Below are 16508 nucleotides of genomic sequence, written 5' to 3'. Positions count from 1 at the left end.
GATGTGACAAATTGTTTAACCACACTTCAGTCTTACTAAAAGAAACAGTCGATGGTTTAAATATTAAGCCGGACGGCATATACGTCGATGCTACTTTAGGCGGCGGCGGACACACTTCTTATTTATTGTCACAGCTTGAAACTGGCCATGTTTATGCATTTGATCAGGACATGACAGCGATAAATAATGCCCGGGAAAAATTTAAAGATCACGATAACATTACTTTAATCCATACAAATTTTGAAAATATAACAGCAGCACTTGAAGAAAAAGGTGTGACTGGTGTCGACGGCATTCTGTACGATCTCGGGGTGTCGAGCCCGCAGCTCGACGTAACCGAACGCGGTTTCAGCCACTCTAAGACAGCACGGCTCGACATGAGAATGGATCAGACGCAATCACTCGACGCATACGAAATTGTAAATGAATATCCTTACGAAGCATTAGTCGGTATTTTCTTCAGATATGGCGAAGAGAAATTTTCTAAGAAGATTGCCAGAGAAATAGAACGTCTTAGAAAAATCGAGCCGATTGAAACGACGACAGAACTCGCAGAAATAATAAAATCACAAATTCCTCAGAAGTTTAGAAGAACCGGAGGCCACCCTGCAAAACGTATCTTCCAGGCACTTAGAATTGCAGTCAACGATGAGCTTGGAGTGTTCGAACGTTCGCTGGAACAAGCGATAGAACTGCTCAATAAAAACGGACGTGTATCGGTTATTACTTTCCACTCTTTAGAAGACAGAATATGTAAACAGATGTTTGTTGAATACGAAAAAGGGCCGGAACTGCCAAAGAATATGCCAATTATTCCCGAAGGATACGAGCCGGTATTAAAAAGAGTGAACCGCAAACCGATTATCGCAGAGGGCGATGATTTAGAGGCCAACCCGCGTGCACGCAGTGCAAAACTTAGAATTGCTGAGAAACAAGTATAGGAAGTGTTGACATGGTAGTAGAAAGATATACTGAAACAGCCCCTGCCAAAAAAGTATACAGAGAATCCGACAGTCAGCCGAAAACCCAGAGAAAAGCAAAAGTCGTTGGGATTAAGCGTATGGAAATGACTATTTACATAGCGCTGGCAGTTCTGATTGCAGCGGTTTCCATATATGTGCTATCTTTAAAAATGGAAGCATATAACTATCAAAGTGAAAAATCATCTATAGAACAAAGCATCTCAGTTAAAGAGGGTGAAATCAGTGAATTAAACACTGAGGTTACCTACCTTGCTTCCTACGATCGTATATATGAAAAAGCTCAGGAACTGGGCTTAGATTTGAACAATAGCAATGTAAAGGTTGTAGAAAAGTATGGGGAAGACTAGACGCAAATTCAGTCTTAAAAATAGTAAGATACCACTAGGCGCACTCCTGATATATTTCGGTATAGGAGTGCTTTTTCTTTTGATTATCGGGCAATTTACAAAATTAATGGTATTTCAAACGATAGATGATGAAGACCTGGTCGCGCGCGGTGAGGATAAATACTCGGTCAGTGCAATTAATGAGCCTGAACGCGGAGATATTGTCGACCGTGCGGGCAACGTGCTGGCATCCGATATGGAAGCGTACAGAATCGCAATTATAACGGATGAAAATTATCCGAACCATGTCAGTAATCCAGAAGAAACGGCATCATTGCTGGCAGAAGTCATCGACATGTCGAAAGAAGACATTCAAACAGAAATTGAAGAAAACATAGAAAAAGGACAGTTCCAGATGGAACTTGGCCAGGCAGGCCGAAATATTTCCTATAACGATAAAAAGTTCCTGGAAGAATCTGAAGCGACCGGCATTGTATTTGAACCGGAAACGAGACGGTTTTATCCTAATGGACAATTTGCATCGCATTTAATCGGCTATGCGGAAATGAATAATGAATCAAATGAACTGGACGGCCAGCTCGGTTTTGAACGCATTTATAACGATCTTTTAAAAGGCGAGCCCGGCAGCATCGATTATGATCAGGATGTATGGGGCTATATCGTACCAAACTCCGATAATGTTAAACCGCCGGTCAATGGACACGATGTTAAATTAACGATTGATTCTAATATTCAGCTCTATCTTGAAGAAACATTAAATGATATGGATGAGCACTTTAAACCTGAAGAATTGATTGCTGTTGTTGCCGATGCAGATACAGGGGAAATTCTCGCCAGCGGCCAGCGGCCGTCATTTAATCCGGAAACTCGTGAAGGGTTCGGTGAGAGCTGGCTGAATATGCTTTACGAATATTCATTTGAACCGGGGTCTACATTTAAAGTATTCGGTCTTGCAGCTGCAATTGAAGAAGGTGTCTATGACCCTGATACTGTCTATACTTCCGGGTCTATGGATGTTATGGATACGACAATATATGACTGGGAAACAGAAGGCTGGGGATACATTACTTATAACGAAGGCATGCAGTATTCATCAAACGTTCTGATGATGATTCTGCAAGATAAAGTCGGTGCCGATAAAATGCTCGACTATTATCAGAAATTTGGTTTCGGTCAAACGACCGGCTCTGAATTCCCGACTGAATCAGCAGGGCAAATTGCCTGGGACAATGAATTACAGCAAAAAACAACTTCATTTGGACAGACATCAACAGTTACCCCTATACAGCTGATCCAGGGCATGACTGCGCTCTTGAATGAAGGGGAAATGAAAAAACCTTACGTCGTTGACGAAATTACAGATGATGCTGGTGACGTTGTTTACGATGGCAAAGAAGAAACAGTGAGTCAGGTTATTTCGCCGGAAGCGGCTGAAAAAACGGTATCCGAGATGAACACGTTAATCGGCGGTTCGCTTGACCATAACCCGCAGTACAAATCAGATGAGTATGAAGTGACGGGTAAATCGGGAACTGCACAAATTTACGATCCGGAAAACGGCGGATATATGGACGGCGACTACCAGTTCTTTACTTCATTTTTAGGCTATGCACCGAAAGATGACCCGGAGGTCATTGTGTATTACGGTATTAAACTGGCCAGTGAAAATAAAAGTGAAACTTGGGACAATGGGGTTGCACGCGGATTTAATCCGTTAATGGAAAGGACGCTTAAATATTTAGAAGTATCTGAAGCAGATGTTTCCAAAGAAAACAGCGTAGTTGAAATCGGTGATTATACAGGTAAGGAAATCGATGCCTTGACCGATGAATTAAATGATACAATTGATGTAAAAGTAGTCGGGAACGGCAATGAAATTGTCGAACATTATCCAAAAGACGACAGGCTGCTGCCTTATGATTCCTTATTTGTGAAAACAGAGGGCGATTTAACTCTTCCGGACTTTACTGGGCTTTCTAAACGGGAGGCACTGACACTCGGTGACTTTATGGGTATTGAAGTTACTGTAGAAGGAGAGGGTTATGTTAAGAGCCAGTCACAAAACAGCGGGACGGCAGTCACTGAGGATACTGCAGTAGAAGTCACTCTGTCGTCTAACGACCCGAACGATTAGGAGGAGCTATGAACTATATATTTTTAGCAGCGGCGCTTGTGCTCACTGCAATTTTAATACCGGTATTAATCCCTTTGCTGAAAAGGATGAAATTTGGCCAGTCCATTCGTGAAGAAGGACCTAAGAGTCATTTAATTAAAACAGGAACACCGACGATGGGCGGTTTGTCATTTATCGCAGTGACAATACTCCTCTCTGTCATCGGCGTGTTTTTTGTCGATGATATTTATAAAATGCTTGTACTGATTATCGTAACGCTCGGTTTTGCACTGATTGGTTTTATCGATGATTACATTATCGTTGTTAAAAAAAATAATGCAGGCTTATCATCAAAACAGAAGTTTCTGGCGCAAATTGCAGTGGCAGTTATTATTTACATTATAATGATCAATTGGATTCCGGATATCGAGGCCGGCATACAGATTCCGGGGACAGATTTCTTTATCCCGCTGGGTATATTTTTTGTCGTCTGGATCGTTTTCTGGCTGGTTGGATTCTCCAATGCAGTTAACTTAACTGACGGTCTTGACGGATTATCGACAGGGACTTCGATTATCGCATTCGCATCATTTCTTGTTATCAGCCTGATGACAGGAGAAATGGAAGTTGCATTATTCCTGTTCATTTTAATCGGCGGGCTGATTGGATTTTTAATTTATAATAAATATCCTGCTAAATTATTTATGGGAGATACTGGGTCATTGGCACTCGGCGGTATTATTGCGATTGTCTCGATTCTTTTAAACAACAGCCTGCTGCTTTTAATTATCGGAATCGTCTTCGTAGTTGAGACTGCGAGTGTTATGCTCCAGGTCGCGTCATATAAAACGACAGGCAAGAGAATTTTTAAAATGACACCAATCCATCATCATTTTGAACTGTCAGGATGGAATGAATGGAAAATCGTTATTGTATTCTGGTCAGTCGGATTGATTGCCGGGATTATCGGTATAATTTTAGGAGTGATGTAAGATGAAATCATTCAGCGGATACGACAACAAAAACGTTATTGTGCTGGGCTATGGCCGAAGCGGCAAAAGTGCTGTAGATGCACTGGTTCGGTTAAATGCCAATGTAACCCTGACGACTAACGAAGTGTTCTCGGATGAAGAAGCGGAACAAAAATATAAAGGCTGGGGCGTTGAAATTGTGGATGGCCACCATCCGGTCAATCTTTTAAATAATGCGGATCTAATCGTTAAAAACCCGGGTATTCCTTATACTGTTCCATTTTTAAAAGAAGCAGCGGACAGAAATATTCCAATTATTACAGAAGTTGAAATTGCTCATCATATAAGCGAAGCGCCGATTTATGCTCTGACCGGGACAAATGGTAAAACGACATGTACTTATCTCCTCGGTGAAATGCTTGAACAAAATAATGAACATCCGATTTTATGCGGAAATATCGGTTATCCCGCAACAGATGCAGCTATGGAAGCAGCCGATAATGATTCGCTTATAATGGAACTATCTTCATTTCAGCTGATGGGAATCAGAGAATTCAGACCAAATATTGCGGTGGTTACTAACATATATGAAGCCCATTTAGACTACCACGGTTCTGTTGAAGAATACAGAAACGCTAAATTGTCTATTTTTAAAAATATGACCGAAGATGATTTATTAATCTTTAATAAAAAACAGGCGCATCTGCTCGATGGACACGATATAAAATGCCGAATTGAGTATTTTGATGCTGATGGTCCGGCAGATGCCTGCACTGACAATGGACAATTAATCGTTCACGGTAAAGTTGTCATGCCGATTAAAGATATTGTTCTAAAAGGTGATCATAACATTGAAAATATACTGGCGACGCTGCTTGCAGCACACGCACATGGTGTCAGCATTGATGCTGTCAGAAAAACTCTGACTACTTTCAGCGGTATTGCTCACAGGCTGGAACGTCTGGGTGCCGCAGAGGGTGTAATGTATTACAACGATTCTAAAGCGACGAATAATTTGGCAACATCATTTGCCTTAAAAAGTTTTGATACACCAGTGATCTGGATGGCAGGCGGTTTAGACCGCGGTCAGACTCTGGATGAGTTAATGCAGTATGCCGGTCACGTTAAGCATATTATTACTTTTGGTGAAACGGCAGCTAAATTCACTGCCCTGGCAGAGAAGATGAATGTGCCTTCAGAGCTGACGGATAATCCGTACACGGGTGTGGCACTTGCTCACCGTCATGCAGTGCCGGGGGACACAGTCTTATTTTCACCCGCTTGTGCGAGCTGGGATCAGTATAAAGACTATGAACGGCGCGGCGATCATTTTAAAGAAGGCTTTGCAAAATTGAACTAGAATTTAAAGGAGGTATAGCCGATGGCTCATGACGACAATAATATAGATGATATAAAAGAAAAACTTAAAAAGAAACGTCAGAATGCTGAGTATCAGGGCTATACTCTAAAATCTGCTTTAAGCAAAGACAATGAACAAGCCAAACCTGCTAAAGAACAAGAACCTAAAAGCGATGTTAATAAGGCTGAAGCAAAAAAAGGCAGTCAAAAAGTTCCGGATGATAAAAAAAAATCAGATGGCGACTTATCATTGCAAATCGAACATTATAAAGATTTTGATGACGAGCAGTCAGATGTTAAAAAAACTGACGATAAAGAGAAGAAGACTGGTCAAAAAGAAAAATCAGCTAAAAAGAATAGTAAAAAACAAGAAAAAAGAAATACTCCGAAACAGAAGAAAAAGAAATTCGAGTTTAAACGCGTACATATGTATATCGCCTTGATCGTACTTCTTGTTCTTTTTCTAGCTGCTTTATTATGGTATGTATTTTCGAGTGCCAGCGATGTGAAGGAAATTAACTTTGAGGGCAACAGCCTCGTATCTGAAGCAGAGCTTGAAGAGCGTATCGGTTTTAGTACCGGTGATAAGATGTTCAGTATTTCCGCCGGCAAAGCCGAGGAGAATGTTGAATTGCTGCCGGTAATTGAAGATGTATCCGTCAGCCGAGACTGGCCAAACGGCATTACGGTTAATGTGAATGAGTATAAGGCAATTGCATACATTAACAGTGATACACTGTATTTCCCGGTGCTTGAAAACAGCAGAATACAACGCGGATATCCAACTGCGCCGAGGAATGCTCCGATTATTTATAACTTTGAAGGCGAAGAGTTCGATGCCCTGGTCGAGGCGCTGAATAATATTGAAGTGGATATTTTGGAAAGTATTTCCGAAATATACTTCCGGCCGACTGATAATTCGATGCGGAGAATTCATGTATTTATGAATGACGGGCAGGAAATTGTTGCCGATTACGAAACGTTCAGTGAGAAAATGAACTATTACATTGGTATCCGCCATGAAATCGGCGATGAATCAGAAGGTATTATCGATATGGAAGTCGGAACGAGCTATTTACCGTACGACAGTGCTGATGCACGGGAAATTAAAGATAATATATATAATGAACCGACTCAGGCAGGATATATCGAAGATATTAATGGAGCGCTCGAGGGTGTCAGGTCATCACTTGGCGGTATCGACAGCACTGCAGAAGAATAAAAGACAGATAAAGTAAAACAAATGTTTTGAAATAGTTCACATTAATCAGAGTATAATGTAAACTAGAAATAGTAATATGAAAAAGGCTGTGTAGGAGGCAATAAGGTGAAGGAACATTATTATGTTGCCCTTGATATCGGCTCGTCTAGTGTCAAAGTAGTGGTCGGCGAAAAATTTCACAACGGTGTGAATGTAATCGGTACCGGTCAAACCTTCACTGATGGGGTTTCTAAAGGGATGATCAATGATTTTGATCAGGCTAAACATGCAATTACAGATACAATTAAAAAAGCAAAAATCGCTTCAGGTGTAGATATCGATGAAGTGTTTGTGAAAATCCCAATTGCGGATACGCATATACAATTTGGAGAGGAAGCAATACGCTTCGGCGGAGAAGCCACAGAAATTAATGGTGAACATATAGAAGAGCTGCTGGAAAATGTCCGCATGCACGATTTTGCAGGGCAAAATGAAGTAGTCAGCGTTTACCCGGTTTCTTTTATCGTAGACGGTCTGCATGAAGTGAACGATCCAAAAGAAATGATCGCAGAAGAAAGTCTGGCTGTTAAGGCGGGGGTCGTTACGGCGAATCGTACGCTCTTAATTAATATTGTTAAGTGTGTTGAAGCAGCAGGCTTAACAATTTTAGATGTGTATTCAGATGCGGTAAACTATCAGCACGTACTGACAGATGCTGAAGCAGAACTTGGTGCTGTCGTTATTGATATGGGTCTTGATTTAACTCAATTCGCTTATTATGAGCGAGGTTCATTAAAATATGCAAACAGTGTCGGCATTGCCGGACGTGAAATCACACTTGATTTAGTTGAAGAATTCAATACATCTTACGATGAAGCTGATCAGGCTAAGGAACAGTACGGTCATGCATTCTTCGACCTTGCGAGCGATGATGAGAAAGTATCACTCGTACAAAATGACTCTGCTGAACCGGCAGAAGTAACGTCGAAAGATCTGGCAGATGTGATTGAACTGGTTATTGAAGATACTTTGATGAGTATTTTTGAAGACTTAGCTGCTAACGGCATCAACAATGTACAAGGCGGCTTTGTATTAACAGGCGGTACTGCGAATATTCGAGGTATTAAAGAATTGATGCAGGATCTCGTTGCTGAAAAAGTAAGAGTTCACGTACCGAATCAAATGGGTGCAAGAAAACCTGAATTTACAAGCGCAATCTCTGTATTATCAAGCGGAATAATGTTTGATGAGTTACTGGAATATGTTACAATTGATAATTATGACGACTATCCAGAAGCTGAATCTCACAGTGCAGCAGATGATGAACAGGAAGCTCAAACAGGTAATTTCTTTACAGGCTTGTTTGCTAAACGTAAAGAAGAGAATGAGCTTCAGGTAAATCGGGATGAAGCACAGGATGATGATTCATATGAAGATGAATACAACTATCCTGACGAAGAAAGTATTGAAGAATCTCCATCTGAAAATGATGCTGATGATGAATACGAGGATTATACTGATGATGACGCTGACAATCGTCTGGAAGACTCTGACAGAGAGCCGAAAGAAAAAGGCGATCTAGGCACTAAAGTTAAAAAAATATTTAAAAATTTATTTGAGTAGAAGTACATTTGGGAGGAAAGATTAATGTTAGAATTTGAACAAGGTTTCAACCACATGGCGACGTTAAAAGTTATCGGTGTTGGCGGCGGCGGTAATAATGCCGTTAACCGCATGATTGAGGACGGAATGTCCAACGTTGAATTCATTGCTATTAATACAGACGGCCAAGCTTTAAACTTATCTAAAGCTGAGTCAAGAATTCAAATTGGAGAAAAATTAACACGCGGTCTGGGTGCGGGAGCAAATCCTGACATCGGTAAAAAAGCTGCTGAAGAATCACGCGAACAAATTGAAGATGCAATCCAGGGTGCGGATATGGTATTCGTTACAGCTGGTATGGGCGGCGGTACTGGTACAGGTGCTGCACCAGTCGTTGCTAAAATTGCAAAAGAAATGGGCGCACTGACTGTTGGTGTTGTTACACGTCCATTTGGTTTTGAAGGAAGAAAGAGACAAACACAAGCTGCTGCTGGTGTTGAACAAATGAAAGCAGCGGTTGACACACTGATTATTATCCCAAATGATCGCTTACTTGATATCGTAGATAAATCTACACCGATGATGGAAGCATTTAAAGAAGCGGATAACGTGCTTCGCCAAGGTGTTCAGGGTATTTCAGACCTGATCGCAGTCAGCGGTGAAGTTAACCTCGACTTTGCAGACGTTAAAACTATCATGCAAAACCAAGGTTCTGCACTGATGGGTATTGGTATATCAGCTGGTGAAAACCGTGCAGTTGAAGCGGCTAAAAAAGCAATTTCAAGTCCGCTCCTTGAAACATCTATCGTCGGTGCTCAAGGTGTCCTGATGAATATTACAGGCGGAGAGTCACTATCTCTGTTTGAAGCACAGGAAGCAGCTGACATCGTTCAGGATGCTGCAGATGAAGATGTTAATATGATCTTCGGTACTGTTATTAATCCTGAACTCGAAGATGAAATTGTAATTACTGTAATTGCTACAGGATTCAATGAAAAAACGCTTCAGCGATCTTCTGAAAGACCAGCTGAACAAAGTGAACAAACTCAAACACGCGGCGGAGGCAGCAACTTTAACCAGCCGCCTGCATATAACTCAAGGGATATTGCTGAAGATGAAGGCTTCACACGTGAACCGGACAGATTTGACAGCAGATCTCAAGAAGAGCCGGATGTTCCGACATTCTTAAAAGGTAACAGCTCAAGAAGAGAAAGACGCAGAAGATAAATTTTGCTTTGTATATATATCGGAGATATTGGCATCCCAATATCTCCTTTATTTTATAGGTGGGGATAATTTGACAAATGAAAACGTGTTCAAAGAATACAAATTCTATTGGGGCAATGACAGAAGAGAGCTGACATTCGGCTATACTAAACGTCATAATGGCCAAAGTACCTATCCAAAAAACAGTTTTAATATGGCATTATACATTGGTGATGAAATAGATAATGTCCATGCACATCAATTGGCGCTAGCAGAAGAAATAGACTTTCCTGTATCGTCATGGATGCTGCCGATTCAAAAGCACGGCGGCAACGTTTTGGAAGTCTCGAAATTAGACCGCGGCACTAACGTAAAGTCACTTGGTCAAGGCATGGATAATATAGACGCTGTTTATACTTATGATAAAGGAATTCTGCTTACTATGAACTATGCAGACTGCATACCCGTTTATGTTTACAGTGTGTCTGATAATTTTACTGGACTTGCCCATGCAGGCTGGCGCGGCACCGCAGAAAAAATTACAGCCGAACTGATAAACAGTTATAGAGGCAGCAAAAATGATTTAAGAGTGATTATCGGTGTCGGTATCAACCAGGCTTATTACGAAGTGGATGATGCGGTGATTAACGCGCTAAAACCTTTGACCGGCAGTGCTTATCAGGCAACTGATTCGGGCTGGCTGCTCGATTTAAAAGAAGTGAATAAACACCAGGCAATAGAGGCCGGTATAAATGAAGCGAATATCAGTGTGACAGGACTTGGCACAGAGATGGATGACTTTTTCTCATTTCGTTTGGAAAAAGGGAATACCGGACGCGCACTGGCTTTTATCGGAAGGCGTGAAGAATAATGATCAAAGAAAATTTTGAAGAAATTAAAAATGAAGTCGGCGACAATGTTAATGTTATCGCTGTGACAAAGTATCATTCGGTCGAAGAAACACTTGCTGCATATGAAGCAGGTGTAAGACATTTTGGTGAAAACCGTATCGAAGGTTTTATTGAAAAACGTCAGGCTCTGCCTGCAGATGCTGAAGTACACTTTATCGGAACGATGCAGTCTAGAAAAGTAAAAGACGTTATCGAAGACTTGTACTATTTACACTCACTTGAACGCGAAAGTGTAGCAAAAAAAATTGAACAGGCAGCCCAGCATGTTGTAAACTGTTTTATACAGGTAAATGTTTCTGATGAAGAATCAAAGCATGGTCTTAAGCCTGAAGACGTCGAAGGCTTTCTTGAAACACTTAAAGATTACGATTATGTCAAAGTAATCGGCCTGATGACTATGGCACCGCACACAGAAGACATTGAAGTTATAGAACAAACATTTTCCGGTCTTAGCAATTTACGGGATACTTTGATGCAAAAATATCCGGAAGTTAAAGAACTCAGCATGGGTATGAGCAATGATTATCCGATTGCAGTAAAAAACGGTGCATCTTACATAAGAATAGGCAGTAAAATTATGGGAAGCTAGGTGAGAAAAATGGCTATTACAAAGTTTATAAAAGATTTATTCGTCGTAGATGTGGAAGAAGAAGTACCTGTCCAGGATAAGCAGCCTGTACAGAAAAAAGAACCTGCTAAAGTGACGAATTTGAATACCAGTAAACAGCCGGCTAGCCGTCCAAAAGAGGCGGCACCTAAAAAAACAGCACAGACTAATGACAAGACGATACATTCAAAACAGCAGACAAGAACAAAAGCTAAACCAAAAACTCAGAAACCGCAGCTTAATCAAAGAAAAGTAAATCAAGCAAGCAGCAAGGAGAATCGAACAATGCCTGTTAATGATCAAAATACAAAAGTATGTTTATTTGAACCGCGAGTATTTGCAGAAACACAGGATATTGCCGATGAACTAAAAGGCAATCGTGCTGCGCTGGTTAATTTAACTAAAATTGATTCGATTCCGAAAAAGCGTATCGTGGACTTTTTAAGCGGAACCGTATATGCTTTAGAAGGCGATATTCAAAAAGTCGGTGCAGATATTTTCCTATGTACACCGAACAGTTTCGGTGTTGAAGGCGAAATTTCTGACAAAGAAGAGTTTTTCGATGAAATGTAAGGAGAGTTAGTTTGGATAATTCATTTTTAGTACAAATATTAATATACATCTGGCAATTTTTTAACTTTGTCTGGCCGATTTTCACATGGGGACTCATCATATATATTTTATCTTCATGGCTGCCGGCTTTAAGAGAATCTGCATTTGGAGATTTTTTAGGCAGAATTTACGAGCCGCTGCTCGAACCATTCAGACGTATGATTCCGCCATTAGGCGGCGTGCTGGACTTATCTCCGATAATTTTAATTATTGTGATGAGATTGTTCGCGTTTGGTTTAAACGAAATATTCAGAGTCCTGATTGTTTGGGTTTCTTAAAGGGAGGTATTGGTAAAACCAATATCTCCATTATTTATTAAGGTGTGATTTTATGAAAGGTATATATCAGCATTTCAGGCCGGAAGAAGGCGAAATACTGACATTATTAAATAGTAAGTTCGAACAGGCATCTAATAATTACTATGCTGTTTTAACTGATTTTTTAAATCCCCGCGAACAGAAAATGATTGAAAGTTTAAGCGGTCAATATCCGGATATTTCTGTCCATTATTACGGCGGCGGCAAGAACAGCGAGAGAGAACGCTTAAGGGCACTGCTCCTGCCGGCATACTTTGTATATACGGCGGATGATTTTGAGATTACAGTGTTTGAAGTATCATATCCAGACAAATTCGTTACTCTGTCACATCGGAATTTACTGGGGGCAATAATGAGTATCGGGGTAGATCGTGCGCTTATCGGTGACATTGTTAACGGTGATAAAATACAATTCGCTGTGACATCCCCTTTTGCAGACTTATTTAAAAGAGAATTAACTAAAATAAAAAATGCACCTTTAAAATTAACTGAAGTGCCGCATAATGATTTTATCGATGCACATGTTAATACTAAAGCTGTATCTATTCTCAGCAGTTCTTACCGTATCGATTCAATCGTTTCACTGGTCCTAAAAGAGGGTAGAGCAAAGTCTAAGGAACGCATAGAAAAAGAAAAGGTTAAAGTGAATCATTCGATAGTCGATGAACCATCGTTTATAATAGAAACCGGCGATATAATTTCGGTCAGAGGCTTCGGCCGCTTTACGGTAACAGAACAAATAGCCGAAACAAAAAAAGGAAAATACCGGCTGGAAGTAATGATAGTAACTGATAATTGAGGTGAACAGTTTGGATAGAGAAGAAGTTGTAAGTAAAAAATTTTCAACTGTGTACCGCGGTTTAGATGAACAGGCGGTCAGACAGCATTTAAAAGAAGTGAAAAGTGAACTGGATGAGAAAGATAATCGGATTGCTCAGCTGGAAGAGATGCTGAACGAGCGTCAGGAAAACTTAAACAGCTTTAAGAGTGTTGAATCATCAATTCAAGAAGCAATTTTGAGTGCAGCTAAAGCCGGCGATGACATTAAAGCACGTGCTCAAAATTACGGTGACAGTATAATTAAAAAAGCTGAAACTGAAGGAGAACAGATTATCAGCCGTGCTACTCAGCAAAGTGATCACATGATACAGCATAATGAAGATTTAAAACGTCAGGCGAAAATATTCAGAGCACGTTATAAGATGCTGATTCAAGCCCAGCTCGACCTGTTGGAAACTGAAGATTGGGAAAGATTACTTGGATTTGAGAATGATGAATCTGACAAATAGAAAAATTACATTGACGAATTGTAAGATATTTAGCATAATTAATATGTATTATTAGACATGCAGGCTTTCATTAGAATGCAGCGATCGGAGGACGGTGAGAGCTCCGGCAATGATGAAGGTTTTGAAATCACTAATGATTTATAAAATATAAGTAAACAAAGTGGACTCTAAGCAGTCAAGAAGGGTGGTACCGCGGTCATTCGCCCCTTAACTTGCTTAGAGTCCTTTTATTATAAAAAAGGAGAATTATAATGGATTATAAAGACACTCTACTAATGCCGAAAACAGCATTTAAAATGCGCGGCGGACTCGTTAACAAAGAACCAAAAATGCAGGAACACTGGGAAAACATCGACCTTTATAACAAAAAATTAAAATTGAATGAAGGCAATACACCTTTTGTGCTGCATGATGGACCGCCGTATGCAAACGGCAACCTTCATATGGGTCATGCACTGAATAAAATTATTAAAGATATGATTAACCGCAACAAACAGATGCAAGGTTACTATACACCATACGTGCCCGGCTGGGATACACATGGTCTGCCTATTGAACAAGCGCTGACAAATAAAGGTGTCGACAGAAAATCGATGTCGATTGAGGAATTCCGTAACAAATGTATCGAATTCGCTAACTCACAAATCGATATTCAGCGTGATGGCTTTAAACGTATGGGGATAGACGGCGAATGGGATAATCCGTATTTAACTTACAAACCTGAGTTCGAAGCATCACAAGTTCGCGTTTTAAAAGATATGGTAGCTAAAGGTTTGATTTATAAAGGGAAAAAACCGATTTACTGGTCTCCGACAAGTGAATCTTCACTGGCTGAAGCAGAGCTTGAGTATCAGGATAAAAAATCACCATCTATTTATGTTTCATTTAAAGTAAAAGATGGCAAAGATGTAGTTGATACAGGAGTTAAATTTGTTATCTGGACAACAACACCTTGGACAATTCCATCAAACTTAGCTTTAGCAGTTCATAAAAACTTAAATTATGTTCAGTTTAATTATAAAGGCGAGGAATATATCGTAGCTGAAGACCTGCTCGATCAGTTTGCTGATGAAGCAGAGTTCAATAAAGAAGAAATTACCCGCACTAAAGAATTTAAAGGTGCAGATCTTGAATATATTACAGCACAGCATCCGTTAATCGATCGTGAAAGTCTTGTTATTTTAGGTGACCACGTGACTACTGATGCTGGTACCGGTGTGGTTCATACTGCGCCTGGACACGGGGACGATGACTTTAAAGTCGGACAGCAATACGGTTTAGATATTTTAAGTCCTGTCGATAATAAAGGTGTATTTACAGAAGAAGCAGGAAAATACGAAGGTCTGTTTTATGATGACGCCAACAAAGTGATTACGGAAGATCTTGAAGCAGCAGGTGCGTTAATAAAAATGGCATTCTTCACTCACTCTTATCCGCATGACTGGCGGACGAAGAAACCTGTTATTTTCCGCGCGACACCGCAATGGTTTGCATCGATTGAAGGCGTTCGAGAAGATATTCTAAATGCGCTGATGGATACGAAATTCCAAGTGGAATGGAACCGTAAACGGATGTACAACATGATTAAAAACCGCGGTGACTGGGTTATTTCACGTCAGCGTGTCTGGGGCGTGCCGCTTCCTTTCTTCTACGGTGAAAACGGTGAAGAAATTATCGATGAAGATGTGCTTGAACATGTTGCAACATTGTTCGAAGAGCACGGTTCAAATATTTGGTTTGAATGGGATGCTAAAGATCTGCTTCCTGAAGGATTTACGCATGAAAGTGCACCAAATGGTCAATTTACTAAAGAAACTGACATTATGGACGTATGGTTTGATTCAGGTTCAACACATCGCGGTGTGCTGGATTACAGAGAAAACTTAACATATCCGGCTGACCTGTACTTTGAAGGTTCTGACCAGTACAGAGGATGGTTTAACTCATCGCTGATTACAAGTGTCGCTACAAAAGGACATTCTCCATATAAAGAACTGCTGTCTCACGGGTTCGTTATGGACGGTAAAGGTAAAAAAATGTCTAAGTCACTCGGCAATGTTATTTTACCAACAAAAGTTATGCAGCAGATGGGCGCAGATATTATCCGCCTGTGGGTGATGTCATCGGACTTCCAGGAAGATGTCAGAGTATCTGACGATATTTTAAAACAAGTATCAGAAGTGTACCGTAAGATCCGCAACACTTTCAGATTCTTATTAGGTAATGTTAATGATTTTAATCCGGCAGAAAATAATGTAGCATATGAAGACTTGTATGAAGTGGATCAGTACATGTACAGCCGCTTTGCTGAACTGAAAACATTTATGCTGGATGCATACGACCGTTACGACTACGTTACGATGTATCAGACGGTACAGAACTTTATCAACGTTGATCTGTCTAACTTCTATTTGGATTACGGTAAAGATATTCTTTATATCGAAGCTGAAGATGCACCGATCAGACGCAGTCTGCAAACAGTTCTTTATAAAATTTTGAAAGAATTAAATCTGATTTTAGCACCAGTCTTAGTTCACACTGCTGAAGAAATTTATGAACATACACCGCACACGGACAAAGAAAGTGTTCACCTTGAGCACTATCCGGAACGTGAAGAAGCAGATGCGGCACTTGTCAGAAAATGGCAGAAATTTATGGCAGTAAGAGATGATGTATATAAAGCACTTGAAACTGCACGTAATGAAAAAGTCATCGGTAAATCGCTGGATGCTAAAGTAACCATTACACAGCCTGCTGATTTTAATCTCGCTGATATTAAAGGCAGCTTAGAGCAGTTCTTTATCGTGTCGCAGGTTGAAGTGGCTGACACAGTGGCTGACGGTACTGAGTACGACGTCGTGACTGTTAAAGTTGAACATGCGGACGGCGAGCGCTGTAATCGCTGCTGGAACTATTCTACGGCTGATTCAATCGTCAGCGGCCATGATGATATTTGCCCGCGCTGCCGTGAAGTTGTGGACAACGCTTAA

At 40.5% G+C, this 16508-nt stretch carries 15 protein-coding genes; all 15 read left to right on the top strand.

Translation table 11 applies throughout. The features are described from left to right. Positions 1-11: 11 nt before the first annotated feature. The 15 genes from rsmH to ileS all read left to right on the top strand — a co-directional run bounded on the left by rsmH (position 12) and on the right by ileS (position 16508). Entirely contained in the window at positions 12-941 is a 930-nt protein-coding gene (rsmH, locus tag IEU81_RS04010) for a 16S rRNA (cytosine(1402)-N(4))-methyltransferase RsmH (RefSeq protein WP_092595243.1), read from the top strand. An 11-nt stretch (positions 942-952) separates the two neighbouring features. Further along, entirely contained in the window at positions 953-1330 is a 378-nt protein-coding gene (gene ftsL, locus IEU81_RS04005) for a cell division protein FtsL (RefSeq protein ID WP_092595245.1), read from the top strand. A gap of 79 nt (positions 1331-1409) precedes the next feature. After that, on the top strand, positions 1410-3464 hold the full coding sequence (locus tag IEU81_RS04000) for a PASTA domain-containing penicillin-binding protein (RefSeq protein ID WP_231957166.1): 2055 nt from the start codon (positions 1410-1412) through the stop codon (positions 3462-3464). An 8-nt stretch (positions 3465-3472) separates the two neighbouring features. Continuing rightward, positions 3473-4435, top strand: coding sequence for a phospho-N-acetylmuramoyl-pentapeptide-transferase (gene mraY / locus IEU81_RS03995; protein ID WP_186090397.1), 963 nt, complete (start codon positions 3473-3475; stop codon positions 4433-4435). Between the two features lies 1 nt (position 4436). Continuing rightward, positions 4437-5774, top strand: coding sequence for a UDP-N-acetylmuramoyl-L-alanine--D-glutamate ligase (gene murD / locus IEU81_RS03990; RefSeq protein WP_092595251.1), 1338 nt, complete (start codon positions 4437-4439; stop codon positions 5772-5774). 21 nt (positions 5775-5795) lie between these two features. Beyond that, on the top strand, positions 5796-6995 hold the full coding sequence (locus IEU81_RS03985; RefSeq protein WP_186090395.1) for a cell division protein FtsQ/DivIB: 1200 nt from the start codon (positions 5796-5798) through the stop codon (positions 6993-6995). A gap of 105 nt (positions 6996-7100) precedes the next feature. Then, the gene (ftsA, locus tag IEU81_RS03980; RefSeq protein ID WP_092595255.1) at positions 7101-8597 is read left to right on the top strand and encodes a cell division protein FtsA; all 1497 of its coding nucleotides are present in this window, start codon (positions 7101-7103) and stop codon (positions 8595-8597) included. 24 nt (positions 8598-8621) lie between these two features. Next, positions 8622-9803 carry a cell division protein FtsZ gene (gene ftsZ / locus IEU81_RS03975; protein WP_092595257.1) on the top strand — a complete coding sequence of 394 codons (1182 nt, stop codon included), beginning with the start codon at positions 8622-8624 and terminating at the stop codon, positions 9801-9803. A gap of 70 nt (positions 9804-9873) precedes the next feature. Beyond that, positions 9874-10653, top strand: coding sequence for a purine nucleoside phosphorylase YfiH/LACC1 family protein (locus IEU81_RS03970; protein ID WP_231957165.1), 780 nt, complete (start codon positions 9874-9876; stop codon positions 10651-10653). Beyond that, positions 10653-11282 carry a YggS family pyridoxal phosphate-dependent enzyme gene (locus tag IEU81_RS03965; RefSeq protein ID WP_231957164.1) on the top strand — a complete coding sequence of 210 codons (630 nt, stop codon included), beginning with the start codon at positions 10653-10655 and terminating at the stop codon, positions 11280-11282. Before IEU81_RS03970 ends, IEU81_RS03965 begins: the two co-directional genes overlap by 1 nt. 9 nt (positions 11283-11291) lie before the next feature. Then, positions 11292-11873, top strand: a complete 582-nt coding sequence (locus tag IEU81_RS03960) for a cell division protein SepF (protein ID WP_092595261.1) — start codon at positions 11292-11294, stop codon at positions 11871-11873. Positions 11874-11884: 11 nt separating this feature from the next. Then, a complete protein-coding gene (locus IEU81_RS03955; protein ID WP_092595263.1) occupies positions 11885-12190 on the top strand; it encodes a YggT family protein in 306 nt (101 codons plus the stop codon). A 52-nt stretch (positions 12191-12242) separates the two neighbouring features. Beyond that, complete coding sequence (locus IEU81_RS03950; RefSeq protein ID WP_186090393.1) at positions 12243-13028, top strand: YlmH family RNA-binding protein; 786 nt, start codon at positions 12243-12245, stop codon at positions 13026-13028. Between the two features lies 1 nt (position 13029). After that, on the top strand, positions 13030-13518 hold the full coding sequence (locus IEU81_RS03945) for a DivIVA domain-containing protein (protein WP_373867767.1): 489 nt from the start codon (positions 13030-13032) through the stop codon (positions 13516-13518). Between the two features lie 251 nt (positions 13519-13769). Continuing rightward, positions 13770-16508 carry an isoleucine--tRNA ligase gene (gene ileS / locus IEU81_RS03940; RefSeq protein WP_092595269.1) on the top strand — a complete coding sequence of 913 codons (2739 nt, stop codon included), beginning with the start codon at positions 13770-13772 and terminating at the stop codon, positions 16506-16508.

The sequence above is a fragment of the Jeotgalicoccus aerolatus genome (assembly GCF_014635205.1).
In the GTDB taxonomy this organism is placed as follows: domain Bacteria; phylum Bacillota; class Bacilli; order Staphylococcales; family Salinicoccaceae; genus Jeotgalicoccus; species Jeotgalicoccus aerolatus.
The sequence above is the reverse complement of the archived record's forward strand: the minus strand, read 5'-3'. Positions and strand labels throughout refer to the sequence as shown.

Coding starts and splice junctions, on each gene's coding strand:
- IEU81_RS03960 (WP_092595261.1), top strand. CDS start 11,292: ATGGCTATTACAAAGTTTATAAAAGATTTATTCGTCGTAGATGTGGAA.
- IEU81_RS03985 (WP_186090395.1), top strand. CDS start 5,796: ATGGCTCATGACGACAATAATATAGATGATATAAAAGAAAAACTTAAA.
- ftsZ (WP_092595257.1), top strand. CDS start 8,622: ATGTTAGAATTTGAACAAGGTTTCAACCACATGGCGACGTTAAAAGTT.
- IEU81_RS03950 (WP_186090393.1), top strand. CDS start 12,243: ATGAAAGGTATATATCAGCATTTCAGGCCGGAAGAAGGCGAAATACTG.
- IEU81_RS03965 (WP_231957164.1), top strand. CDS start 10,653: ATGATCAAAGAAAATTTTGAAGAAATTAAAAATGAAGTCGGCGACAAT.
- mraY (WP_186090397.1), top strand. CDS start 3,473: ATGAACTATATATTTTTAGCAGCGGCGCTTGTGCTCACTGCAATTTTA.
- ftsL (WP_092595245.1), top strand. CDS start 953: ATGGTAGTAGAAAGATATACTGAAACAGCCCCTGCCAAAAAAGTATAC.
- ileS (WP_092595269.1), top strand. CDS start 13,770: ATGGATTATAAAGACACTCTACTAATGCCGAAAACAGCATTTAAAATG.
- murD (WP_092595251.1), top strand. CDS start 4,437: ATGAAATCATTCAGCGGATACGACAACAAAAACGTTATTGTGCTGGGC.